Genomic DNA, 24,267 nt, shown 5'->3' with positions numbered 1-24,267 from the left:
TGGACGAAAATCGTCATTTTTTTACAAAAATAAAATTTTTTACTCCTAATTTAACCTTTCTAACAAAGGTCTGTTTACCGATAAGATGTTAAATATTATAGTATTGCAGCAATACCAGGTAACGTTTTACCTTCTAAGCTTTCTAACATTGCACCACCACCAGTAGACACATAACTAACTTTATTTTCAAAGCCAAATTGTTTCACTGCAGCAACAGAATCTCCACCACCTACTAGAGAGAAAGCCCCATTTTCAGTTGCTTCAGCAATATAATTACCTATCGCAATAGTCCCTTTTGCAAAGCTTGTCATTTCAAATACACCAATAGGACCATTCCAAAGAATAGTTTTCGATTTTAAAATTACTTCTTTAAAGTTTTCCAATGTTTTTGGGCCAGCATCTAAACCTTGCCATCCATCAGGAATTTCATTTACAGAAACAATTTTAGTATTTGCATCATTACTAAAGTCATCAGCAGCCAAAACATCTACAGGAATATGAACTTCTACACCTTTTTCTTTAGCTTTCTTTAAAATTTCTAATGCTAATTCTTGTTTATCATCTTCGCAAATAGAATCTCCTATTTTGCCACCCTGTGCCTTAATGAACGTATACGTCATTCCTCCACCGATGATCAAATGATCTACTTTATCTAAAATATTTTCAATAATTGTAATTTTAGAAGAAACTTTTGACCCTCCTAAAATAGCAGTTACGGGCTTTTCACCTGTAGCCATAACCTTATCAATGGCTGCAATTTCTTTTGCCATCAAATAACCAAAACATCTATTCTCAGGAAAAAATTGTGCTACCACAGTTGTAGAAGCATGCGCTCTATGTGCAGTACCGAAGGCATCGTTCACATAAACATCTCCTAATTTAGACAATTGTTCTGCAAAAGCTTTGTCTCCTTTTTCTTCTTCTGGGTGAAAACGAAGGTTTTCCAATAATAAAACCTCTCCGCTTTTTAAGTTAGCTGCAGCAGCTTCGGCTTTTTCGCCAACACAATCATCAACAAATTTTACACTAACGCCTATTACATTAGAGACTTCATCACAAATATGTTTAAGCGACAAATCAGGATTTACCTGCCCGTTTGGCCTTCCTAAATGACTCATAAGAATTGCGCTTCCACCATCTTCTAATATTTTGATAATCGATGGTTTTGCAGCCTCAATTCTACTTGCATCCGTTACTTTTAAATCGCCATCTAAAGGCACATTAAAGTCGACTCTGATTAATGCTTTTTTTCCTTTGAAATTAATATCGTCTAAAGTTTTCATGTTGATTCGTTATTTGAATAGTAGCAAATGTAAAAATTTATGTGCTCTATGTGTTATACTAAGGCCCTATTTATTGTTGATTTAACAAATTACCTAAGAATTCTGGATTCCATTATGAAATTTACAAATTTTACTAGAACGATGTAATTCCGTTTTTATGACTTACACGAAGAATATAATTTGAAATTAATTGTGACAAAATACCTTATATTTGGCGCATGTTATTTGATTCTATTTTAGGTTTATCCCACATAAAAAACCATTTGGTATCTAGCGCTCAAGCAGGGAGAATTTCGCATGCTCAGCTATTTATTGGAGCAGAAGGTTGCGGAACTTTACCCATGGCAATTGCATATGCACAACACATTCTTTGTGAAACATCTGAGAATGTAAATGAGCAAACAAAGCAAGCCTGTCATATAAAATGCAATACGCTTACCCATCCAGATTTACATTTTGCTTTTCCCGTAGCAAATTCTGATAAGGTAAAAAGTCATGCGGTTAGTGATAATTATATTCAAGATTTTAGAGTATTTGTAAAAGAGCAACCCTATGGCAATTTGTTTGATTGGTACCGATTAATTGGTATTGAAAAAAAACAAGGACAGATTGGTGTTGATGAAGCGCAAGAAATTGTAAAAAAGCTCTCCTTGAAATCTTACGAAGGTGGCTATAAAATTTGCATTATCTGGATGGCAGATAAGCTAAATATTTCTGCCTCAAATAAGCTTTTAAAACTAATAGAAGAGCCACCAAATAAAACGGTGTTTATTCTAATTGCAGAAGATGAAGAGCAGATTATTCAAACCATACGTTCTCGTTGTCAAGTTTTACATTTTCCACCACTATCAGAAGATGCAATTGCTAATGGCCTTATAGATCTTGGTGTTGCTAAAGATCAGGCATTGCGTTTAGCAAACGAAGCTAATGGCAATTACAACAAAGCCTTAGATCTTATGAATAATGATTCTGAGGATTTAGTTTTTGAGAAATGGTTTGTTCAATGGGTACGTAGCGCTTTTAAAGCAAAAGGAAATAAAGCTGCCATTCACGATCTAATTTCTTGGAGTACAGAACTTGCAAAAACAGGAAGAGAAACTCAGAAAAACTTTATTCTCTATTGTATTGCCATAATGCGCCAAGCGATGCTTATTAATTTTAACGCAAAAGAGCTTGCTTACACGAGAATACATGTAGATGGTTTTGATATTAACAAGTTTGCCCCTTTTATTCATGAAAATAATATCATAGAAATTACCGAAGAACTAGAACGCGCCATTTACCATATTGAACGTAATGGAAATGCTAAAATAATTTTTACCGATCTATCTATAAAACTAACCCGTTTACTGCATAAAAAAGCAGAATTATCTTAATACGAATTGCACTTATGAATCCACTTACAAACAATGCCACAGAACTAATTTTACTGCTTTTTTTAATCATTACGTTTTTACAAAGTGGGGTTGATAAAATCTTAGATTGGAAAGGAAACTTAGGCTGGTTAAAAGAACATTTTTCAAAATCGCCATTAAAAAATAGCGTTCCCCTACTCTTAGTCATTGTTTTAATTACGGAGATGATAGCAGCATTGTTATGCATAGGTGGCATATACCAATTACTTGCAGAGAATAAAACAGGATTAGCCTTTTACGGCGCACTGTTTTCTTGTATATCACTTTTGATGCTATTGTTTGGGCAGCGAATGGCTAAGGATTATGAAGGAGCAAAAACCATTGCCATTTACTTTATCCCTGCCATGTTTTTGTTGTTTTTACTGCAATAAAAAAAGCCTCAACATATGTTGAGGCTTTTTTTAGATGTACGTACTACGTTTTAGTTCTTGTACTTATCGTTTAACGCTTTTACGATTGGCGCAGTAACTTCTTGTGCTTCTGCTCCGTAAAGAACACTACCACCGTCTCCACCACCTAAGATAAACGTATACCCGTTATCTTTACCGTATGCTTTAACTTCTCTTTTTACTTTGCTTACAATACTATCCATTTCTGTTTGGCTTTGTACTTGTAATTCTTGTTCTTGAGTTTGTAATTGCTGCCCCATGAACTGACCTTCTTGTTGTAATTGACCGTATTCCTCTTGTGCCTGTGCTTGTGGCATTTTCTGAGCTTTAGCCTGAAAAGCTTGTAATTTCATCTGAAACATTTGAGAAATACTATCTCTCTTTTTCGTTAAAGCATCTATTTTAACTTTGAATTTAGCCTCAACGTCAACCTTTTCTTGATACTCTTCCATTAGCTTTTGATTATCAACAAAACCAATTTTACTCTCTTGGCATGCAAAAACACTAAATAGTGCTAAAGCCATTACAATTTTTTTCATGTTTTATTTTTAAGTGTGTCGCAAAAATAGAAAAGGTTTTGGATTATTTGCAAAAAGTTAGCCCTAATGCGCTAATATCTGGTATTCTATTTTTCTGAGTGGAGTCTTTAAGCTAGAATATCTTGAAGATCTGGGTTTTTATCAATCACCGCTTTAGCGTAAGTGCACAATGCTTTTATTTTAGCATTTTTTTCCCGAGCAAAAGCCACCGCATGTAAAACTAGTTTCTTGCCAATACCTTGGCCTCCAAAATCTGGATTCACTTCGGTATGATTAATACTTAAGGTTTTGGGACCTAGCCAAGCATATTCTAAGTGGCCAACTTCTTGATTTTCAATAAAAGCCTTAAATACTCCGTTTTTGTCCTGTTCTGATTGTTTTATATTCATAATAGTTCATGTCTAATTTCCCTTAAAAATAAGGTTTAGGTTTACTTTTTTGTACTTATTTTCAACTTTTTGGTTTTTTTCATCTTTTTACATCCCCCGCCCTACGGGCACCCCCTTCCAAGGGGGAATATACCTTCGCTAACCATTGTCCGTGAGGGCACTACCGATAGGCTGGGGTATTTTACGTTTGATTATTATTTTATTGTTTTATTTCATAGTACACCAACTTACTGTTGCGGGCACGAGCGTGACGCTCGTGCCGTTAAACAAACAAAAAGTTCTACTAATAATCATCTATCAATACTTAAATGGTTTGGTCATCTTGGTAATTTCTAGCGCTACTATAGTTCAGATCTACAAGATTGCTTATAAATCCTTGTTCTATTTGTATTTTCTACTCATTTCTGGTTTACTTTTTAGTTACTTATTGTTGCGGCCACGTGCGTGACGCTCGCGCTAGCGGGGAGTTCATTTTTTTGAAAACACCATAAATGAATATACTTTCTGGAGCTCTTTCGCCATCAATGGAATAAATAGCTAATAAATTATCATTTTCTGAAATCTCTAATTGTCTTGAATTATGAATTGGTGTATATGAATAGTAAATACCATTTTCCTCTTTTATTTGTAGTTCGTATTTCTTTAATATTTTTTCTAAATCTATTAAATTAAAGAATTTAAAAGTTGATATTACTTTTACATTTTCCTTAATAATATATAGTTTATTATTATTCATTTGCACATATGACTTACTCCATAAAGAATAGTCTATTGATGATAACCAATCATCATATGACAAAAGGTTTTCGAATAACTTTACACCATCAAAAAAGGAGAATTCCATTTTTTCCATATTATTACTTTGTTTATTATCATTACTAGTTAATTTTTCCTTCTCGACGAAGTTTTTTTTCTTTAATACCAAACCGATGAAATAATTCAAATAAATCCAATTACACTCCCATTACATTTTATAAAATTTAAATTAATAACTTTACAATAAATCTTTAGCTTATACGGGTGTTGCATTTGCAGGGTTGGTAAATCAACTGGATAATGGTGATAATATTTGGAGTAAGAATCTCATAGATTATTATTTTGATACCAGTTTTCTGGTGGTTGACGATACAATACAATTTCAAATTTCCCACAGTTTCCACACTCAATTATGCGCTTACCTCCTTTATTTTTATCATTTTCTTCAAATGCAATATCTGTAAAGAAAAGAATGCCTTTTTTGCAATTAGGACATTTAATAACGGTATTACTGTCATTTCTAAATTCTTCTACAGCATTTAGCCATTGTTTTCTTTGTTCTTCCATTATTCAAAAAGATTAAATATTTTATTTGCCTGCTTTTGTTTCCTGAGTTACTTGTATGGTAGAACCAGAACCTCTCAATGTACTTGTTTCGAGTCTATGCATTTTATGCAAAACTGTTTTAATTAACTCTTGCTCGCTTATAAACGCTTCTCTACCAATATTAAAACCATTTTTTTTCAAACCAAGTCATGCCAGAAAATGGAGCGTTATCATAAGAGATTATTCTTTTCTGCTTTTTTCTATTGCTTTTATTATTTTTTTAGCGGTAAATCCTTTAAAATCTCTTAATAAGCCTGATGGGTTGTCTTTATCAGACCTAAAAACAAAATGCTCATGACTCGGCATAAAACACTAAGCAAACACCCCCATGCCTTTTTCAGCTCTACAATACTCAACAGCTTGATCCAAGATTGTAAAATAAGCTAGTCTCGTAAACATGCCTGCCGGTAGGAAGCTCTAACCAATACACGGTTGCAAAACTTACATAGTAAGCTGCTGTTGGGTTTTGCAATTTAAATTTTCTGTTCATTTCTGTTTTACTTTTTAGTTACTTATTGTTGCGGGCACAAGCAAGATGCTTGTGCCGTTAAACAAACTAAAAGTTTTACTAATAATCATATATCAATATTTAAAATGGTTTGGTCATCTTGGTAATTTCTAGCACTACTATATTTCCAGTCAACAGGATTAGTTACAAAACCAGACTCCACAGGGTTGTTGTGTATATAATCTATTTTTTGTTGAATAACTTTTGTACTCCATAATTCTATTGGTTTATTATGTTGCTGCCAAAATTGCATTTTAGATACATTGCTTTTATTTTTACCATCTCTTTCTAACATCCTAAGCAACCATTCTTTTCTACTTTCTTGTGGGTTATCTTCAATTGTTTTAATTAATTTTCTAGCTGTAAAACCTTTAAAATCTCTAATTAGTCCAGAAGGATCTTCTTCATTTGACCTAAAAATTAAGTGAATATGACTAGGCATAAAACAATAAGCAAATACCTCCATTCCTTTTTCTTTTCTACAATAATTTATACTCTCTTCTAATACATTAAAATAAGTTTGTCTAGTAAATACATCTATCCAATAAACAGTAGCAAAACTTACAAAGTAAGCTGCTGCGGGATTATTAAATTTGTATTTTCTGCTCATTTTACTTTTTTCTTATTATTTATACTCCTTTGCTTACTCTTTTACGGCACGAGCGTGACGCTCGCGCTAGCGGGGGAATCTCTACGCTAATCATTGTCCCCGTGAGAGGGCTGTCGATAGGCTGGGGTATTTTACGTTTGATTATTATTTTATTGTTTTATTGTTTTATTTTCATATTGCCCTGCTTACTGTTGCGGGCACGAGCGTGACGCTCGCGCTAGCGAGGAGCAACTAAAAACGAACTTAATCCAGGTTGTCTTTTTCTATTATTTTTAAATATGAACCACTGTCTAATAAGTCAAGTAATGTATGCAAGTTTTTAAAGTCCTTTTTGTACCGTTCATAATCTATATCTACTCCTTTTTTATAAGCATTAAGTGCCCAATTTTTAAATTCATCATATTTTAGATTGTTACATAATTTCATAATTATTAATACTTTAAAATTCAACTCCCCAGGAAACCATTCAAAATAACCCTCCTCCGGCACTTTATTAATAATTTCTTGATTAATGGTTTCTATAGTGGGGTATTTATTGAAAAACGGGAGGTCTATTTTTTTTATATGGTCTATAATAGCCATTATATAATCTCCCGTGTTTTTGGTTTTCAATTGCTCATTTATCTTTTTAAAATCTTCTTGTTTCCCGCCGTTAATATGGTTTTTTAAGGTTATCAACTCATTGTTATCTGATAAATCTGGTATAAACTGTTTAAGTATTTTGTTCACAGGGTTGACTAATATAAATCCATAAACGTAACCTAAAGAAATACTTTTTGATAAGAGTTGGAAAGTTAAATTATATGTTAAGTCTCCAAACTTTTTTGTAGCATCTAACGAATAGAAATGAGGTTCATATACAAATTCAGTAAATCCTAACTTTTCTAGTTCAACTTGTACTAGACTAAATATTTTTTTATGCTGGTTTAAAATACTCATTATTCTAATTTTTTTTAAAGCGGTTTTTAAGGCACCTCCCTCGTTGAACAGTTTTACTTGAATAAATCGTACAATAAGGCAAATATTAAAATGGGCAAAATTAGTCCTAAGGTCGTTACCGTAATATTATATACCCGATCTGCAAATATTCCTGATTGCCAATTATAACCTGTATCAATCGGTTTTCTATTATATCTAGCAACAAAAATTCTTGTAGCGATGTCATACAATGAGAAAAAAAATAAAGGCCCTAACATACATAAGAACATTGGTGTTTTATATAGTATGACCATTATTAACCCCAGAATTACAAGAATAATTGATAGAATATACATAGACATTAAGCCCTTTTTATTTTCTAAAAAAATTCTATAAAACATAAAAATGGTGAATGGAAATAACCATATGGTCATCATCATAAAAATTAATGCTTGATTCATTGTAGTGGCTAATTTTTACGTAACAAAATTCTAGGTTTAACAACACTTGTCTTATCTATTTTGACATTTCTCATTTCAAGTAATTTTTTTTCCTGAATTTCTTTTACAAACTCTATATTAAATTCTATTTCATGATCATACTCAAATTGATTAAAATTATAAGGGACTCCGTCAGAACGAATGCCACTAGGTTTTCCCCAATCCCCAAAAGCTCCACTAATATCCAGAATAAAATAAGTTCCAGACACTAACCAACCTATAGGTCCTCCATAAAATCCAATTAAACCCATTGTTATGTCAATACTAGCTTTAGTCGTTACATTCCATTTATTAGAATCGTCATTAACCAAAACATCTGTAACTTCATAAAAGCTAATCGCAGCACTTACCCACAACATTTTTTTTCCAACAGCTTTAAACTTTGAAGCTCTTTTCAATGCATTTCTTGTGCCTACTTGATGCCCACCTGCTCCTAATCCTTTTTGGCTACTTAGTTTTCTATAAATTCCTTCTTTATTGCGATACCAACCCTTTGCAAATTCTATATTGCTACCGGTTCTCCATGGTGTTAAATTTCCAATGTTACGTGCTCCAAGAGCTCCTGCTGTTTTACCTGTTATTGACACTCCTTTTTTAACAGTAGCATAAAAAGGATCTTCCCAGTACATATATCTTGAAGGTAAAGTGGAAGATGTTTGCTCGCTACCCATTTTATCGCCGGTATAAGAATAATCAAATCCCTTTGTAAAAACATCTTTATCCACATAGCGCACATGGGTGTTTGTTTTAGGATCACTAGCACTAAGGATAACTGCGGCTTTATTCGCTGTTTCCCAGTTTGATTCAATTTTTAAATTAATCCGCGCTTCATTTGAAAGTTGCACCCATTTTATCCCATTAAACACTTGATAACCTCCATTAGATTCCCGCACATATTTTTTAGAATCTACTTTAGGCTGTTTAGGCTTTGCCGAAGACTTTCTTAAACTAGCATTATGCTGCATTAACTTGTCAATTTTATAAAACTGACTAGATATTGCAACTCTGGTATTATCAATTTCAACTTGAAAATGTTCTAAAATTGATTTCCCGGAGGGAGTTCCATTATAGGATTCGCGTTTTGCTGCTTGATAACTCCTCTCTATAATAGGTTTTAAAATTTTATCTAACTCTTGTAGGCTGTCTTCTTCCATAAATAAACACTTAAAAATTGTTATTAGTTTGGCTGTTATTTTACAATGGAATATCAGATTTTAAATACACTCTGTAAACATCTTTAGTAAACGTTCAATAAAGGCTCTTATTGTTAATATCAACCTAAAATACGTCACATATTGACTACAATATAAATTATTTTACGAAAAAGACAACTACATCCCTGCAGTTGCCTTTTCTAATCATCAAAAAAAGGAAGCGCCGCTGTGGCACTCCCTTCTTTTGAAATTATTCCTCGTCTTTACTTTCAATAAACTTTTTATCACGTGTATTCTTTTGCACTGCAATAGCTGCAAATAAACTTAAGGTGAATGACATTCCGTAAAATCCTTTTTCACTCAGTTCTAAATCTGCATTCCATAAACCAACAACTAAAAGTGATATAGATGCTAATGCGGCAAACCAGCTTATTCCGTAGTACATATCGGTTACTTCTGTACCTTCTAATCGGTCACGTACATTTTTTTGTACAGAAACAGCTGAGAAAAGTCCAAATAATAGAATTGTTAAATAATAACCCTTTTCATTCAATAGCATGGCTGCATTTGACAGACCTGTACAAAAAGCCAACATTCCTGCAACTAGTGCTACCCATGATGCGCCAATAAAGGCAGGAGTAGGTTTGTTATCAAATTCTATTTTAATTTTCTTTTTACTTTTTTCTTCGTTGGTATCACTACTAAAATTGTAATTCATAATAATTGATTTTTGATGATTAATTATTTTGTTGATTTAGTTTGTTTCAACGGTACAAAGATGAGGAGCCTTCCGTGTTTTAGAAAGTCTACTTAATGTAATTACTGACGATATAAATTGTAATAAAAACTAGATTACTATTGTATTTAGTATCTTTATAGCACTTATACCTTACGATATAATGAATATAAATACAAGCCTAATAGCTACCTTAACCGCAGAAGAACAAAAAGCTTTTGTAACTCGCCTACGCCAAAAGAACAAAAGACACGACACCAAAAATGTGGCTTTATTCAAAATACTGGCAGCAAACCCCAATGCTGAACATATAGATGTACTCCTTTATGGTAAAAAGGCCAAAGGCGCCTACCACGCCTTGAGCAAACGTTTGTTTGATGGACTGATAGATTTTATTGCCACTAATAGTTTTGAAGGAGAACAATCTGAAGAAATGGAAATTATTAAGCTTTTGCTTACGAGTAGAATACTCTTTGAGCAAAAAGCGCACAAGGTGGCTTTAAAGGTTGTAAAAAAGGCAGAAATAAAAGCGAAGCAGTATGAACTCTATGGCATTTTAAACGAGATTTACTACACTCGTATACAGTATGCCCATTTAGACAGAAAAGTTAGCCTAGATGCCTTAATCGCACAATTTAAAACAAACAAACTGTTATTTCAACAAGAGGAAAACCTGAATCTCTTTTATGCAACCATTAAAAGTGAATTGATTGAAAAAAATAAGAATGTTACCCAAACTATAGCAAGCACCTTATCTCAGTTTGATATTTCAATTGAAAATGGCTTAAGCTATAGGTCATTATTTAAAATTGTTGCCATTAATAATGAAGCAGCCAATATTACACGTGACTTTTACACCCTACTCCCATTCATAGAAAAAATAAATAAAGAAATAGAACACAAACAGAAACTCTCCGAAAAACATTTATTCTATCACATTCAAATATTGTACTATATCGCCAATTCGCACTTCAGAAATAAAGATTTTGAACAGTCTAAAAAGTACCTACAACGCATGGAGGCAGAAATGCAAAAACAAAACAATAGCTACCACCAACGTTTTATTCCCCAATTTACCTTATTACACGTCTTAAATTTGAACTACTCTGGCAATGGCTTAGAGGCCTTACAACTTTTAGAGCAATTTGATTTTGAAAAACACCGGCAACAGATTGCCTATGTCATGGATTTAAAACTTACGGCAGTAGTTCTCTTATTTCAGCAAAACAGATGCAAAGAGGCTTTGCAAATTTTCAAAGAATCGCGCCATAGTGATACTTGGTACGCAGAGAAAGGAGGAGAAATTTGGGTGGTTAAAAAGAACCTAACTGAAATAATGCTTTATATGGAAATGGAGCATTTGGATTTGGTGGAATCTAGAATAAAAAGTTTCCGAAAAAAATATAGTAAACGGTTAAAGGAAAATAATGAGCATAGAGTTTTAGAATTCCTGAGTTTGGCCACTCATTATTTTTATCACAAAGAAACAATAGATCAGAATGAATTTATGTTGAAAGTAAAAAGAACACTTATCACCTTACAGGAAGAAAAAGAAGATTTATTTGTGCTAAGTTTTTATGCTTGGTTAAAATCGAAAATTATGAAAACAGATTTATATAAAACCACTTTAGAAATTGTGCAACAAAAAAATTGATAGACATTATATCATTTTAAAAAATATGCCTGAGGCTTCAACAAATTAAAATCGGTCAAAAAATATTTTCAATAGGCAAAACTGTCGCGTCAATATTTTTATAAAATTCGGAAATAGGTATCAAAAAAACCGCTATAAGTAATATCTATTTTAAAATTAAAAACAATCAAGACTTCTGATTAAAAACAGGTGATTTTAAATAGTCTCTCGGTTGTTTTCAGAAAATAAACAACTACTTACTCGACAAGTACATCAAAACCTCCTCAAAAGGTCTTAAAATGATTATTTAGCCTTTTTAAGCACGTAAATTAGAGAAGAATACTCTTTGGTTCTCCAAGCCTTCATATTTGAACGTAGCCCAACAAAAAACGCGCTAAAAAAGTTTTGCTTTCCTGTTTTGTATTGTTCAGATAAAAGTGAGACATAAAATGCGTCGAAAATCATTGGATAGATTTTTGAGACTTTTAAATCTTCTTTTGAAAAAAGTTTAGCGATAGACAATTTTGAAAAATGCCAAAGATGTCTCGGTACATCAAAAGCTGCCCAATGTTCTTTATAATATTTTGCGTCGAAAGATTTATAATTCGGAACAGCAATAACTAAAATTCCATTTTCTGATAACAACTTAGATAATCTAGTTACTTGATCGGTTAAATTGGGTACATGTTCCAAAACATGCCAAAGTGTAATAACATCAAATTTTTCATTAGAGAAATCTTCCAATGCTATTTTTAGATCTAAGCCTTTTTCTGAAGCTTTAAGACGCGCCTTTTTATTTGGCTCTACTCCAACTACACTCCAACCTTTTTCTTTTGCAACAATCAAAAAATCTCCAGTACCTGCTCCAACATCTAAAAGGCGTTTTCCTTTTGCATGGTTACCCACAACTTTAAGTTTGTTCTTGAGATTAATCTTTTTTACCCTTTGATAGATTTTATCAACCAAAGAAACATTAGCGTCGGTATGAGAAATATAAACCTCACTGTCATAATACGAATCCAAAACTTGGGGTTCTGGTTTTGTAATTAGCATATCTAATTCCTGATCTAGAAATAATTCAAAGGTTTCCTGACTAACAGAATAGTCTTTAGTTTTTAAATAAAACTTCATTATAATTGTGGGTCGCTAAATATTCATCTTTAAGTTGACGAAGATACTTCAAAACTGAAGTACGTGAAAAAGAATTTTCTATCAAACAATCTTTTTCCAAATCACTATACACTTCTATAGCAATATAATAATTGCCCGTACGAGTTATCCCATCAGGATTTGAAAAAATAGGATTGACTTCTTCCATGCCTAAAGATTTATTTAAAAGAACATCTAAAGCAATTGGCACCAACTGAAAAGATTTATCTTGAATCTCAATTTCATAACTAGAGAAGAAAAATTGTTTCTCTTCCAATTGAAAAGGAACGTCGTCATAAACGATAGAATCATTTAACTGAAATTTTGTGTTTACATAATTATAAAACTCACCTCCCTCTTTCGGATCTTCAAAAATAAACATCTGTCGTTTTGATAAAGACCGCTTAAATTTTTTTCCTTTAGAAACTTTATAATCATCAATTCTTGGAGCAATCCGGATTGGAACACACGATGAAAAAACCAAGAAAGTAATTAAGATAGCAAACAACTTATTCATATTAGTATCCATTAAAAATTCCTAAAAACAGCCACAATAATTATTCCAATATGAATCACCTACAACAAATATCAGAACGGTCACAACATTTATTTGCACAACATATTTAATTAAATTAAGAGACAAAGCGCAAGAACTAGACACAGAATTACAGAAGTATTCAAATTGTTCCACGTGGAACAATTTGAATACTGCGACAGCCATCTAAAAAAATAATCAACAAATATGAGGCAAACTTAGTTTCGAGTAGCACGATAAAATATAACCAAAAGAACGAAAGACTGAAATTACAATGTCAACTGAAGACAGTACACTTTACCCCCAACCTACTCCAACAAAATCTCAAACTAACTGACCACTAAATTATTTCACACCCTATAATTCAGACAAATGAGCAGAAGAAAAACATAAATATATCTAAGCCCATTATAAGAATTATGCCTTGTATTTCAATCATCAATCAAACTACATAATCTCCTATTTTGAGTACAGATAAAACACTGCATTATACTCCTTCAAGCAAATAGAACAGAAACATATAGCACATGCCTTAAAAAGAAAAGCCTCTAAATTAAAAATTTAGAGGCTATAAATAGATACGTGATCACCAAAATTATTACCTTCCCAAGAAGACCAATAACACACTAATATCACTTGGTGAAACTCCGCTAATTCTAGAAGCTTGCGAAATAGTAACAGGTTGAATCTTTGTTAACTTCTGTCTGGCTTCTGTAGAAATGGATTTCAATTTCATATAATCAAAGCCTAAAGGAATCTTTACATTCTCTAAACGATGCAATTTATCCGCATTGTTTTTCTCTTTTGCGATATAACCAGAGTACTTTACCTGTACCTCTGCCTGCTCCAAAACTTCTCTATCCAAATCATTATCGGCTACAAATTTCGATACTAGATCTAAAGTTAACATGTGATCCATAGTTACATTAGGTCTAGAAAATGACTTAAACATTTTGTCAGATTGTGATACTGTAGCAGAATTTACACTTTCTAAAATTGGATTTATTTGATCCGGAAGCACACTAGTCTCTCTAAAGAATTGAATGAATTTTTCTGATTTCTCCAGCTTCTCCTCCATCCTTTTCAAACGATCTTCGCGAGCCAAACCTATTTCATACCCCATAGGAGTAAGACGTAAATCTGCATTATCTTGTCTTAATAAAGTTCTATACTCTGCTCTAGAGGTAAACATACGATATGGCTCTTCAGTACCTTTTGTAATTAAATCATCTATCAAAACACCAATATAAGCTTCATCCCTTTTCAAGATAAAATCTGGTTTTTCATTAATTTTTTGATGTGCGTTTATACCCGCCATTAGACCTTGAGAAGCCGCTTCTTCATATCCTGTGGTTCCATTTATTTGTCCAGCAAAGTATAAATTAGCTACTAATTTAGTTTCTAAAGTATGCTTTAATTGTGTTGGTGGAAAATAATCATACTCGATAGCATACCCCGGTCTAAAGAATTTAACTTGCTCAAAACCTACTACAGAACGCAATGCTTTAAACTGAACATCTTCTGGTAAGGACGTAGAAAATCCATTTACATACACTTCTACCGTTCTCCAACCTTCCGGCTCAACAAACAATTGATGGCTATTCTTATCAGCAAATCGGTTAATTTTATCTTCAATAGAAGGGCAATATCTAGGCCCTAAACTTTTAATTCTACCATTAAACATTGGAGAACGATCGAATCCTTCTCGTAATAAATCATGAACCAATTCGCTAGTATGGGTCATATGACAATCACGTTGATGCGCTAAAGCTTTCGTTGGAGAGTAACTAAATTTCTCCGGAATAGCATCCCCAGGCTGTACAATCATTTTAGAATAATCTAAAGATCTACCATCTACTCTTGGCGGTGTACCCGTTTTCATTCTTCCAGATTCAAAACCCAAAGACAATAACTGTTCAGTTATTCCGGTTGCCGCTCTTTCTCCTGCTCTACCTCCACCGAAATTTTTATCACCTATATGAATTAAACCATTCAAAAAAGTACCATTAGTAAGCACTACAGATTTGGATTTAATCTTGATTCCTAAAGAAGTTGTAACCCCTACTGCCTTATTATTTTCCACCAAAAGCCCTGAAACCATTTCCTGATAAAAATCTACATTAGGGGTGTCTTCCAATGCCAACCGCCATTCTTCAGCAAAAACCATACGGTCATTCTGAGTTCTAGGACTCCACATTGCAGGTCCCTTAGACTTATTTAACATCTTAAATTGAATCGCTGACTTATCAGAAATGATTCCACTATACCCGCCAAGGGCATCAATTTCACGAACTATTTGCCCTTTTGCAATTCCGCCCATAGCAGGATTGCAAGACATTTGCGCTATATTCTGAAGGTTCATAGTTACCAATAACACCTTAGAACCCATATTTGCAGCTGCGGCCGCAGCTTCACAACCTGCGTGACCAGCTCCAACAACTATAACATCGTACTCTTTATCAAACATAATTTCCCTTAATGTTCCACGTGGAACAATTTAATTTTCTCTTCTTCTTTCTTACGCATCAACGCAGCATCTGCATCCGTTTTATCTTTAAATCCCATCAAATGAAGAACGCCATGCGACATCACTCTATGCAACTCTTCTAAAAAATCAACATTATACTCTTTAGCATTTTCAATAACCCGCTCAATGGAGATAAACAAATCTCCAGAAACAACATCCCCTTCACAATAATCAAAAGTGACGATATCTGTATATGTATCATGATCTAGATATTTAATATTAATATCTAAAAGATATGCATCATCACAAAAAATATAAGTTAAGTTGCCTAACTTTTTAGCCTCAGTTTCTATAACCCTAGTTAACCAATCTGAATAATAGGGTTCTTTATTTAGTTCAAAATCTAATTCGTAATTAAATTCAATCATTTGTATTAAAATATTCTTTAATTCTATTTTGATAATTTTGGCGCAAAGGTAGTGCTTGTCTATTTAAAATTTCATTTTGAATTTTGTAATTCTCAAAGATTGAAGGTTGCGTAAGAATAGGGTTGCCAAAAGACTTTTCGTTAGTATTAGCCTCTCGCTCTTTCTTCTCCCCTTGCTTCATTGCAGCACCTTCTAATTTTATTAATTCATACTGAATAATTGTAGCTTTATCTATAGTACTTCTCGTAACACCATTCTCCAATAAATTATTCTGAAAATCATTCATCTGTCGGATTAACTTTTGCCCCAACTTGCGATCTTCATTATTAATCATATTTGATAATTGCTCTTCTAATTTATTCTTTAAAACTTCTTGCTCTTTATAAATCTGGTAGATTTCTTTTAAGGAATTCTCCGATAATCCAGTGTTTCCATTACCCATAGAACCGTTCTCACCATCGCCATCGCCATTACCTTTTCCCTGTCCATTCTCTCCACCCTCACCAGATCCAGAGCCAGAAGAATTACCTTGCGAACCTTTACCATTAGATCCGGAAGAACCAGACTCGCCATTTTTACCTCCCTTTCCATCTTTACCTGAAGTACCATTTTGCCCTTGACTTCCTCCCTCACCTTTCTCACCATTTTTACCAGAAGAACCACTTTTACCTTTATCTGAATCCTTACCTTGACCAGCTTGACCCATCTTTTTGTTTAATTCAGATTGTCCTTTAATAATATCAGGCAATTGAAAATCCTGTCCAGAACCTTCACCTTTACCAGATTTCATACTCTGCTGCATATTGTCTAAAATATCTGCCAATAAATCAGAAAGTATATTTCCAGAATTCAGCACATATTTTTGATAAGACACACTTTGATAAATTCTAGATTCTGATAAATTTTCAACTACATTATCCAAATTATAATAAAGGTCTGTTACCTCCTTATTAACCTTTTCAGAGATTTCAGGAACACGCAAGGACAAGGCAAAAAGACTATCATCTACATGTTCAAAAAGTGACTTTAACTCTTTTTGCTTTAAAATCACCTTAGACTGATTTGAAAAAACGCTTTCATCCTCACTAAGTGCATCTATAATAGCTTCTTGTTTAAATGTAAACACAACAAGATTGTCAAGAATTTGACGTAAAACTTCTGCATCTTCAGCTACACTAGAGCCGCCTGAAGTAGATGAAGATTGGGATAAACTTTCCGCCATTTCCTTTAACTTATCTGAAGCCGACTTTTGCTTTGAAGCAGCACTAGAAGATTTGCTTTCCTTAGATTCTTTATCCAATTGCTCAGAAATAGCCTTAAGAGTATCGTCTAAAGAATCAAGCTCCGTATTCTTAATATCCAAAGAAATTGGCTTCTTTAACTCTTCATTATCTTTTTGTAATTCCTTTAATTTAGAAGCAAGCTGTTTAAAAGCGTTGTTCACTTTCTTCTGTTCTTCCTTCGCGTTTAAATCATTACCCTTAACTTCTGATAATTCCTTTTCTTTTACAGATAGATTCTCCAAATCTTTAGCTAATTGCGAAGCAGCCTCCGTAACATAATACCGCTTGGTAAGTTCTAATAATTGTTCCAAGTTACGTTGGCCATTCTTTTGATTTTTAGCCAAGTCATCCAAACGCTTAGACAAATCCTCCTTACTTATTTTATCAGCAATCTTTTTTAAATCTTCCAACAATTGCTTATTCTTTTCTGCCTGCAATTCTTGACGCTCTAAACGTTCTTGCAATAATTTATTTAAGTCATCATCCTCGTTGCCCTTTCTTAAATTATCTTTTAACTGCTTAGAAAATTTTTGCATTTGATCTTCCTGGACCTCTTGTTTTTGCAATAAATTACTCAACTTAGACTTATCATTAAAATTTAAGGCAGATTTTTCTTTCTGACCATCGGAAAGCTCTTCGATAGATTTAGTCTGATTTTTTAATTTCTCAACCGTCTTATCCATGGCAGAAATAATGGATTGCTGAGATTCTAAAGTTTTGTTTTTAAGTTGATTATCATTTAAAATAACACTTGTAAAAGTCTTTGATTTTGCAAATTTAAAACCATTAACTCCGTCATTATCAGATACTTGGAAGAAATACGCGTAAGATGTATTAGGAGAAACCTCAATACCAGAAGGAAACGTATAATAGAACGTACTTACAGCATTCATAGGCTTAGATAACTCAATACTCTCTAAATTATCGGGAGAAAGTAGATCATAATAAACCAACTTTAAAGAACTAATCCCATAATCGTCAGAAATTTTACCACTATAATATGCTGTATTATTTACAAGACTATCTAAACGCTCCTCTACTTCAATTTTGGGCATTTCATCTTTTATCACCTTTAACGAATATTGTAAATTCTCAAAATCCGTAATCTTATCGTTACTAGTAGCAACCGCATAGGTCAAGGAATTGAAGATTCTTTTTGTGAGTGAAAAATTACCCGAAGAAACTTTGACAAATTCCTGTAAAGTATCTAAAGTTTTATACTGCAAGCGGTCTGTAAATTCCGTGCTAACGTTCCACGTAACTACTGTTCCCTCAAGAACTGTTGCCGTACCAACACTAGATAACACTTCCTGCTTCCTTTTAGTATATTTCGGGAACTTTAAACCAAGATTAAAATTGAGGATGGAAGGCGTATTAATAACCTCAAAATCATACGAATTAGAATTAAAACCGTTTGCAATGAAATGAAAAGTAAATGATTCCGTGGCAGATTTTATATCATACTGAAAAACCCCATTCGAATTCTTCATAAGATACTCCTGCCCTTCTATACTAATTGCAACGGTCTCCGGTTGTATACTACCAACAGTTTCGACTAATATAGTGGTGGATTCATTTTTGAAAACCGATAAATCTGAACTTAATAGTATAAACTTAAAAGGAGCTGGTTTCTCAAAAGCTAAATCATAATTAACAACACGTTGATAGCTTTGAAAAAACGACTTAATATCTCCAAAGAAGAAAATTAATAAAAAAATTAAAACAGGAGCCACAATCCATTTAGCAGATGCCAACGATTTATTAAAATCAACAGCCTTAGAAAAATTAAAAGGTTTTAGAACTTCTGCTCTTTGTTGAATACTCGCAGAAAGTAATTCAGAATGTTCATCATTAGACTCTAAATCTATTAAATTAGAAAGTTTATCGTCAATTTCAGGAAAATGTTTTCCAATTAAATCCGCAGCATTTGCATCGGTCAATCCCTTTTTAAGCCGAAATAAATAAAAAATAGGCGTCATAATAAAACGATATCCTAAATATACTTCAACCAGAAAAATACCTAAGAGAATACACAAACGCAAACCAGAGCTTAACCAAAGAAAAAATTCAACACCAAGAACCAATAGGAGAAACAAGCTACCTAGTGCAAAAAAAAGAATACAACCCTTTATTAATTGAGCGGTATAATAGTTTTTTACAAAGTCCTTAAGATTTTTCTTTATTTGATCTAATGCAGTCAATTGTAGGATTTTATTACCAAGATACTCGAAAAAAAATCGGTTTTAAAGTATCAGAATGAAATAACAGCAAAGGTAAATAATACTAAATGCAAAAATGCCATAACAATGTTAATTGTAAGCAGCTCTAAATGTGTCTTTTACAACATGCAAAAATCTAAATTATTTAAGTATTAGTTCTAATTTTTACCTTTTACTATCTTTACAACAAATACAAAATTATGAGTACTAAAGTCCGTGTTAGATTTGCTCCTAGCCCAACAGGACCACTTCATATTGGTGGTGTAAGAACAGCATTGTTTAATTATCTATTTGCCAAAAAACACAATGGTGATTTTATTTTAAGAATAGAAGATACCGACCAGAATAGATATGTGGAAGGTGCGGAACAATATATAATAGATGCCTTAAATTGGTGTACTATTCCGTTTGATGAAGGTCCAGGAAAAGAAGGAAACTTTGGTCCTTACCGACAAAGTGAAAGAAAACACTTATATAAAAAATACATAGAAATACTCTTAGAAAAAGGTAAGGCTTATTATGCTTTTGATAGTTCTGAAAGCCTAGATAACCACCGTAAACAACACGAAGAACAAGGTAAAACCTTTATCTATAACTGGCACAATAGATTAAAATTAGACAATTCGCTTTCCTTAATGCCAGAAGAAGTTGCCAAAAGGATAGAAAATGGCGACGAGTATGTGGTACGTTTTCATACCGCACCAGATGAGAAAATTGAATTAAATGATATTATTAGAGGCAACATGACCATTGACTCTAATGTCTTAGATGACAAAGTTTTGTATAAAAGTGATGGCATGCCCACCTACCATTTAGCAAATATAGTAGATGATCATTTAATGGAAATTACTCATGTTATACGAGGGGAAGAATGGCTACCTTCTTTAGCTCTGCACAAACAATTATATGATGCCTTCGAATGGAATACTCCTGAATTTGCACATTTACCCTTAATTATGAAACCCGTAGGTAAAGGTAAATTAAGCAAACGTGATGGTGAGAAATTAGGATTCCCTGTATTTCCTTTAAACTGGAACGAGTCCGTTGGCTATAAGGAAGAAGGATATTTTCCTAAAACTGTAGTAAATTTTCTTGCGTTATTAGGATGGAATCCAGGAACAGAACAAGAAATATTTACATTAGAGGAATTAACGGAACTCTTTAGTCTAGAACGCGTACATAAGTCTGGAGCACGTTTTGATCCAGACAAAACCAAATGGTACAATCAACATTATTTACAACAAAAAAACAACCATGAATTAGCAGAATTGTACCTTCCTATTCTTACTGAAAAGGGCCTTACAATACCCCTAAAAGATGTAGAAAAAGTTGTTTCCTTAATTAAAGAACGGGCCACATTCGTGTCTGATTTTTGGGAATTATCTGATTACATGTTTGTTACTCCCACCTCTTACGATGAGAAAGGCATTAAAAAACAATGGAAAGAAGATACTCCAAATATCATGTCTGAAGTACAAGAGCTACTAGCTTCTATTGACGAATTTACATCTGAAAAAACAGAAGAAATAGTGAAACAATGGATTGGAGACAAAGAATTATCATTTGGAAAAGTAATGCCGCCTTTAAGACTAATTATCGTTGGAGAAATGAAGGGTCCTCACCTATTTGACATTCTAGAATTCATTGGAAAAGAAGAAACAATTCATAGAATAAAAACTGCAATTAAAACATTAAAATAATTTAATTGTAACAAAAGTCAGAAAAATGCTACCTATATTGTAGAAGCATATTAATCAACTTTAAAAACAACATTATGAACTACTTATTAATACCGATATTATTTTTTGGCTTAGTAATTTTATTTTCATCTTTCTTTACAGTCAAACAGCAAACAGCTGCAATTATTGAGCGTTTTGGAAAATTCCACAGTGTAAGAACATCAGGTTTACAAATGAAACTACCACTAATAGACAGGATTGTCTCTAGGGTTGGATTGAAGATTCAGCAATTGGATGTCATCATTGAAACAAAAACATTGGATGATGTATTTGTGAAACTTAAAGTTTCTGTACAATATGTTGTATTACGCGAACAAGTATACGATGCTTTTTATCAATTAGAATATCCGCATGAGCAAATTACGTCATTTGTATTTGATGTAGTAAGAGCGGAAGTTCCAAAGATGAAATTAGATGATGTTTTTGTTAAAAAGGATGATATTGCAATAGCAGTAAAAGGTGAATTACAACAATATATGTCGGTTTATGGCTATGATATCATCAAAACTTTGGTAACAGATATTGATCCTGACGCCCAAGTAAAACAGGCAATGAACAGGATTAATGCTTCTGAAAGAGAGAAGATTGCAGCCCAATTTGAAGGAGATGCGGCACGTATTTTAATTGTTGAAAAAGCAAAAGCCGAAGCAGAATCAAAAAGATTACAAGGTATGGGTATTGCCGATCAGCGTAGAGAAATTGCAAGAGGTTTAGAAGAATCTGTTGAAGTTTTAAATAGAGTCGGAATTAATTCTCAGGAAGCTTCTGCCCTAATTGTTGTTACGCAACATTATGACACCCTACAATCTTTGGGAGAAGAAACAAATAGTAATTTAATTTTATTACCAAACTCTCCTCAAGCAGGAAGTGATATGTTAAATAATATGGTCGCTTCATTTACGGCAAGTAATATGATTGGCGAAACCATGAAAAATCAAAAAAAGGAGATAGCTGCTAAAAAGAAGACTGATAAATAGGAATCTATTTACTATAAATAATACCAATGAGTTTTAACTTATTAATCTATTCTTATTATAGTTGTATTCAAAAATAGACCGATTAGAATAAATACTTATTTAAAGACGTTTTAAAACAAAAAAACCCTCAATACATAAAATCGTATTGAGGGTTTTTTTAAGTGTCTTAAATTGACTTTATAGCGGTCAATATTAATAGTTAATACCGATTGTTATTTTATAACCAATAGATAATATTGATGCTTCTATTTTTGTTGCATTTTAGCCCAAGTATCTCTTAAGCCTACTGTTTTATTAAAAACTAATTTTTCTGTAGTAGAATCTTTATCGACATTAAAATATCCAATACGTTGAAATTGGAAAAAATCTTCAGGTTGCGCTGTTTTTAAACTAGGCTCAAGATATCCGGTAATTACGGTCAAAGAATCTGGATTTATAAATTCCATAAAATCTTTGTCTTTATGTTGATCAGGAGTTTCATCCGTAAAAAGACGATCATATAAACGAATTTCTGCTGGAACAGCATGTTTAGTAGAAACCCAATGCAAAGTACCCTTAACTTTTCGAAGACTTTCTTCTGTACCACTCCCACTTCTACTCTTAGGATCATACGTACATTGTACTTCTAAAATATTCCCATCGGTATCTTTTGTACAAGACTCAGCCTTAATAATATATCCGTTTTTTAAACGAACTTCATTCCCTAATTTTAAGCGAAAAAACTTTTTATTAGCCTCTTCTCTAAAATCTTCTTTTTCGATATACAATTCTCTAGAAAAAGGTACCGTTCGGTATCCTGCACTCTCATCTTCCTGATTATTTTCTGCTTCTAACCATTCTTCTTGATCTTCTGGGTAATTAGTAATCACCACTTTTAAAGGATCTAAAACAGCCATAACCCTAGGAGCAACTCTGTTTAAATGTTCTCTAATCGAGAATTCTAAGAGACTCACATCTACTACGTTCTCTCTTTTAGCTATCCCTATTGTATTGGAAAAATTACGAATAGCTTCTGCCGTATATCCTTTTCTGCGCAACCCTGAAATAGTAGGCATTCTAGGATCATCCCAAGAGGTAACTACCTTTTCTTCAACTAATTGCAATAACTTACGTTTACTTACAACGGTGTGACTAAAGTTTCTTCTAGCAAATTCTCGTTGCTTAGGGCGTACCTTATCTGAACTTACAACTTGATCTAAAAACCAATCATAAAGCTCTCTATGCATGGCAAATTCTAGGGTACAAAAGGAGTGAGAAACTTGTTCTAAATAATCACTTTCTCCATGAGTCCAATCGTACATTGGATAAATACACCAATCGGTATTTGTTCTATGATGTGCTTTGTGAAGTATGCGATACATAATAGGATCACGCATAAGCATGTTACTAGAAGTCATGTCTATTTTAGCTCTTAAAACGTGCTCTCCTTCTACAAATTTACCCGCTTTCATAGCCTCAAAAAGGGAAAGATTCTCTTCTATAGAGCGATCGCGAAAAGGACTAGCAACGCCTACCTCAGTAGGAGTACCTTTTTGTTCTGCTATTTCTGCTGCAGATTGACTGTCTACATAAGCTTTTCCGTCTTTAATAAAGGTTACCGCCCAATCGTACAATTGTTGAAAATAATCCGAGGCAAAAACTTCTTCAGCCCAGTTAAAACCTAACCATTCTACATCTCTCTTAATAGCATCTACATACTCTTGTTCCTCTTTGGCAGGATTAGTATCATCAAACCTAAGATTTACAGGAGCATCATAACGCAAACCTAAACCAAAGTTTAAACAAATAGAACTTGCATGGCCTATGTGTAAATACCCATTAGGCTCCGGTGGAAAACGAAATTTCAGCTTGTTTTTTGAAAAACCAGCAGCTAAATCATCCTCTATAATATGCTCTATAAAATTCAGAGACTTTGTATCATCGCTCATTGCAAAATTTTTGAAAGACAAAGTTACTAAAAATGGAGTTATTGAGCTCTATAAAAGATACAGACCATGCAATAATAGGGTTTCACAACACTTTTAATCAACGCTA

General features: G+C 33.1%; 21 protein-coding genes. 5 read left to right on the top strand and 16 right to left on the bottom strand.

Translation table 11 applies throughout. From position 1 onward, the window contains the following. Positions 1–95: 95 nt before the first annotated feature. Complete coding sequence (gene pgk, locus GQR94_RS08345; RefSeq protein WP_158975060.1) at positions 96–1,283, bottom strand: phosphoglycerate kinase; 1,188 nt, start codon at positions 1,281–1,283, stop codon at positions 96–98. Positions 1,284–1,501: 218 nt separating this feature from the next. Between pgk and GQR94_RS08340 the strand changes: the two genes are divergently transcribed. Continuing rightward, positions 1,502–2,659, top strand: coding sequence for a DNA polymerase III subunit delta' (locus tag GQR94_RS08340; protein ID WP_158975059.1), 1,158 nt, complete (start codon positions 1,502–1,504; stop codon positions 2,657–2,659). A gap of 14 nt (positions 2,660–2,673) precedes the next feature. Next, positions 2,674–3,069 (top strand): DoxX family protein, encoded by a 396-nt coding sequence (locus tag GQR94_RS08335; protein ID WP_158975058.1) that lies wholly within the window; start codon positions 2,674–2,676, stop codon positions 3,067–3,069. 50 nt (positions 3,070–3,119) lie between these two features. Here GQR94_RS08335 and GQR94_RS08330 read toward each other — a convergent pair whose 3' ends face one another. The 9 genes from GQR94_RS08330 to yiaA all read right to left on the bottom strand — a co-directional run bounded on the left by GQR94_RS08330 (position 3,120) and on the right by yiaA (position 9,785). Next, positions 3,120–3,626 carry an OmpH family outer membrane protein gene (locus GQR94_RS08330; RefSeq protein ID WP_158975057.1) on the bottom strand — a complete coding sequence of 169 codons (507 nt, stop codon included), beginning with the start codon at positions 3,624–3,626 and terminating at the stop codon, positions 3,120–3,122. Between the two features lie 107 nt (positions 3,627–3,733). Further along, positions 3,734–4,015 (bottom strand): GNAT family N-acetyltransferase, encoded by a 282-nt coding sequence (locus GQR94_RS08325; protein WP_158975056.1) that lies wholly within the window; start codon positions 4,013–4,015, stop codon positions 3,734–3,736. A gap of 424 nt (positions 4,016–4,439) precedes the next feature. Further along, positions 4,440–4,868 (bottom strand): hypothetical protein, encoded by a 429-nt coding sequence (locus tag GQR94_RS08320; RefSeq protein WP_158975055.1) that lies wholly within the window; start codon positions 4,866–4,868, stop codon positions 4,440–4,442. Positions 4,869–5,098: 230 nt separating this feature from the next. After that, complete coding sequence (locus GQR94_RS08315; protein WP_158975054.1) at positions 5,099–5,338, bottom strand: hypothetical protein; 240 nt, start codon at positions 5,336–5,338, stop codon at positions 5,099–5,101. A gap of 614 nt (positions 5,339–5,952) precedes the next feature. Next, positions 5,953–6,495 carry a transposase gene (locus GQR94_RS08310; RefSeq protein ID WP_158975053.1) on the bottom strand — a complete coding sequence of 181 codons (543 nt, stop codon included), beginning with the start codon at positions 6,493–6,495 and terminating at the stop codon, positions 5,953–5,955. Positions 6,496–6,738: 243 nt separating this feature from the next. Further along, positions 6,739–7,434, bottom strand: coding sequence for a hypothetical protein (locus GQR94_RS08305; RefSeq protein WP_158975052.1), 696 nt, complete (start codon positions 7,432–7,434; stop codon positions 6,739–6,741). A 53-nt stretch (positions 7,435–7,487) separates the two neighbouring features. Continuing rightward, positions 7,488–7,874, bottom strand: coding sequence for a hypothetical protein (locus GQR94_RS08300; protein WP_158975051.1), 387 nt, complete (start codon positions 7,872–7,874; stop codon positions 7,488–7,490). 8 nt (positions 7,875–7,882) lie between these two features. Then, entirely contained in the window at positions 7,883–9,067 is a 1,185-nt protein-coding gene (locus GQR94_RS08295; RefSeq protein ID WP_158975050.1) for a hypothetical protein, read from the bottom strand. Positions 9,068–9,317: 250 nt separating this feature from the next. After that, positions 9,318–9,785 (bottom strand): inner membrane protein YiaA, encoded by a 468-nt coding sequence (yiaA, locus tag GQR94_RS08290; protein WP_158975049.1) that lies wholly within the window; start codon positions 9,783–9,785, stop codon positions 9,318–9,320. 181 nt (positions 9,786–9,966) lie between these two features. Between yiaA and GQR94_RS08285 the strand changes: the two genes are divergently transcribed. Continuing rightward, the gene (locus tag GQR94_RS08285; protein WP_158975048.1) at positions 9,967–11,457 is read left to right on the top strand and encodes a hypothetical protein; all 1,491 of its coding nucleotides are present in this window, start codon (positions 9,967–9,969) and stop codon (positions 11,455–11,457) included. 282 nt (positions 11,458–11,739) lie between these two features. Here the strand turns inward: GQR94_RS08285 and GQR94_RS08280 are convergent, their stop codons facing one another. From GQR94_RS08280 to GQR94_RS08260, 5 genes are all read right to left on the bottom strand, one after another. Beyond that, the gene (locus tag GQR94_RS08280) at positions 11,740–12,567 is read right to left on the bottom strand and encodes a class I SAM-dependent methyltransferase (RefSeq protein WP_158975047.1); all 828 of its coding nucleotides are present in this window, start codon (positions 12,565–12,567) and stop codon (positions 11,740–11,742) included. After that, a complete protein-coding gene (locus GQR94_RS08275; protein WP_158975046.1) occupies positions 12,545–13,102 on the bottom strand; it encodes a hypothetical protein in 558 nt (185 codons plus the stop codon). The genes GQR94_RS08280 and GQR94_RS08275 overlap by 23 nt, the downstream gene beginning before the upstream one ends. Positions 13,103–13,718: 616 nt before the next feature. Further along, complete coding sequence (mnmG, locus tag GQR94_RS08270; RefSeq protein ID WP_158975045.1) at positions 13,719–15,587, bottom strand: tRNA uridine-5-carboxymethylaminomethyl(34) synthesis enzyme MnmG; 1,869 nt, start codon at positions 15,585–15,587, stop codon at positions 13,719–13,721. An 8-nt stretch (positions 15,588–15,595) separates the two neighbouring features. Beyond that, a complete protein-coding gene (gene ybeY, locus GQR94_RS08265; RefSeq protein ID WP_158975044.1) occupies positions 15,596–16,015 on the bottom strand; it encodes an rRNA maturation RNase YbeY in 420 nt (139 codons plus the stop codon). Further along, on the bottom strand, positions 16,008–19,499 hold the full coding sequence (locus tag GQR94_RS08260) for a DUF4175 family protein (protein WP_158975043.1): 3,492 nt from the start codon (positions 19,497–19,499) through the stop codon (positions 16,008–16,010). Before GQR94_RS08260 ends, ybeY begins: the two co-directional genes overlap by 8 nt. A 218-nt stretch (positions 19,500–19,717) precedes the next feature. Between GQR94_RS08260 and gltX the strand changes: the two genes are divergently transcribed. Both gltX and GQR94_RS08250 read left to right on the top strand, forming a co-directional pair. Beyond that, positions 19,718–21,217, top strand: a complete 1,500-nt coding sequence (gene gltX / locus GQR94_RS08255) for a glutamate--tRNA ligase (protein ID WP_158975042.1) — start codon at positions 19,718–19,720, stop codon at positions 21,215–21,217. Between the two features lie 74 nt (positions 21,218–21,291). Then, positions 21,292–22,233 (top strand): SPFH domain-containing protein, encoded by a 942-nt coding sequence (locus tag GQR94_RS08250; protein ID WP_158975041.1) that lies wholly within the window; start codon positions 21,292–21,294, stop codon positions 22,231–22,233. Between the two features lie 245 nt (positions 22,234–22,478). On the opposite strand, the gene GQR94_RS08245 is transcribed toward GQR94_RS08250, so the two are convergent. Next, complete coding sequence (locus tag GQR94_RS08245; RefSeq protein WP_158975040.1) at positions 22,479–24,161, bottom strand: glutamine--tRNA ligase/YqeY domain fusion protein; 1,683 nt, start codon at positions 24,159–24,161, stop codon at positions 22,479–22,481. Positions 24,162–24,267 lie beyond the last annotated feature (106 nt).

It is taken from the genome of Cellulophaga sp. L1A9 (assembly GCF_009797025.1).
Lineage (GTDB): Bacteria > Bacteroidota > Bacteroidia > Flavobacteriales > Flavobacteriaceae > Cellulophaga.
This window is presented reverse-complemented; position numbering and strand designations above follow the sequence as displayed.

Excerpts from the sequence above, each read along its gene's own strand:
- GQR94_RS08315 (WP_158975054.1), bottom strand. The coding sequence starts at position 5,338 with ATGGAAGAACAAAGAAAACAATGGCTAAATGCTGTAGAAGAATTTAGA.
- GQR94_RS08325 (WP_158975056.1), bottom strand. The coding sequence starts at position 4,015 with ATGAATATAAAACAATCAGAACAGGACAAAAACGGAGTATTTAAGGCT.
- GQR94_RS08300 (WP_158975051.1), bottom strand. The coding sequence starts at position 7,874 with ATGAATCAAGCATTAATTTTTATGATGATGACCATATGGTTATTTCCA.
- GQR94_RS08305 (WP_158975052.1), bottom strand. The coding sequence starts at position 7,434 with ATGAGTATTTTAAACCAGCATAAAAAAATATTTAGTCTAGTACAAGTT.
- GQR94_RS08285 (WP_158975048.1), top strand. The coding sequence starts at position 9,967 with ATGAATATAAATACAAGCCTAATAGCTACCTTAACCGCAGAAGAACAA.
- GQR94_RS08245 (WP_158975040.1), bottom strand. The coding sequence starts at position 24,161 with ATGAGCGATGATACAAAGTCTCTGAATTTTATAGAGCATATTATAGAG.
- GQR94_RS08295 (WP_158975050.1), bottom strand. The coding sequence starts at position 9,067 with ATGGAAGAAGACAGCCTACAAGAGTTAGATAAAATTTTAAAACCTATT.
- GQR94_RS08280 (WP_158975047.1), bottom strand. The coding sequence starts at position 12,567 with ATGAAGTTTTATTTAAAAACTAAAGACTATTCTGTTAGTCAGGAAACC.
- yiaA (WP_158975049.1), bottom strand. The coding sequence starts at position 9,785 with ATGAATTACAATTTTAGTAGTGATACCAACGAAGAAAAAAGTAAAAAG.
- mnmG (WP_158975045.1), bottom strand. The coding sequence starts at position 15,587 with ATGTTTGATAAAGAGTACGATGTTATAGTTGTTGGAGCTGGTCACGCA.
- GQR94_RS08320 (WP_158975055.1), bottom strand. The coding sequence starts at position 4,868 with ATGGAAAAAATGGAATTCTCCTTTTTTGATGGTGTAAAGTTATTCGAA.
- GQR94_RS08250 (WP_158975041.1), top strand. The coding sequence starts at position 21,292 with ATGAACTACTTATTAATACCGATATTATTTTTTGGCTTAGTAATTTTA.
- gltX (WP_158975042.1), top strand. The coding sequence starts at position 19,718 with ATGAGTACTAAAGTCCGTGTTAGATTTGCTCCTAGCCCAACAGGACCA.
- GQR94_RS08330 (WP_158975057.1), bottom strand. The coding sequence starts at position 3,626 with ATGAAAAAAATTGTAATGGCTTTAGCACTATTTAGTGTTTTTGCATGC.
- ybeY (WP_158975044.1), bottom strand. The coding sequence starts at position 16,015 with ATGATTGAATTTAATTACGAATTAGATTTTGAACTAAATAAAGAACCC.
- GQR94_RS08340 (WP_158975059.1), top strand. The coding sequence starts at position 1,502 with ATGTTATTTGATTCTATTTTAGGTTTATCCCACATAAAAAACCATTTG.
- GQR94_RS08275 (WP_158975046.1), bottom strand. The coding sequence starts at position 13,102 with ATGAATAAGTTGTTTGCTATCTTAATTACTTTCTTGGTTTTTTCATCG.
- GQR94_RS08310 (WP_158975053.1), bottom strand. The coding sequence starts at position 6,495 with ATGAGCAGAAAATACAAATTTAATAATCCCGCAGCAGCTTACTTTGTA.
- GQR94_RS08335 (WP_158975058.1), top strand. The coding sequence starts at position 2,674 with ATGAATCCACTTACAAACAATGCCACAGAACTAATTTTACTGCTTTTT.
- pgk (WP_158975060.1), bottom strand. The coding sequence starts at position 1,283 with ATGAAAACTTTAGACGATATTAATTTCAAAGGAAAAAAAGCATTAATC.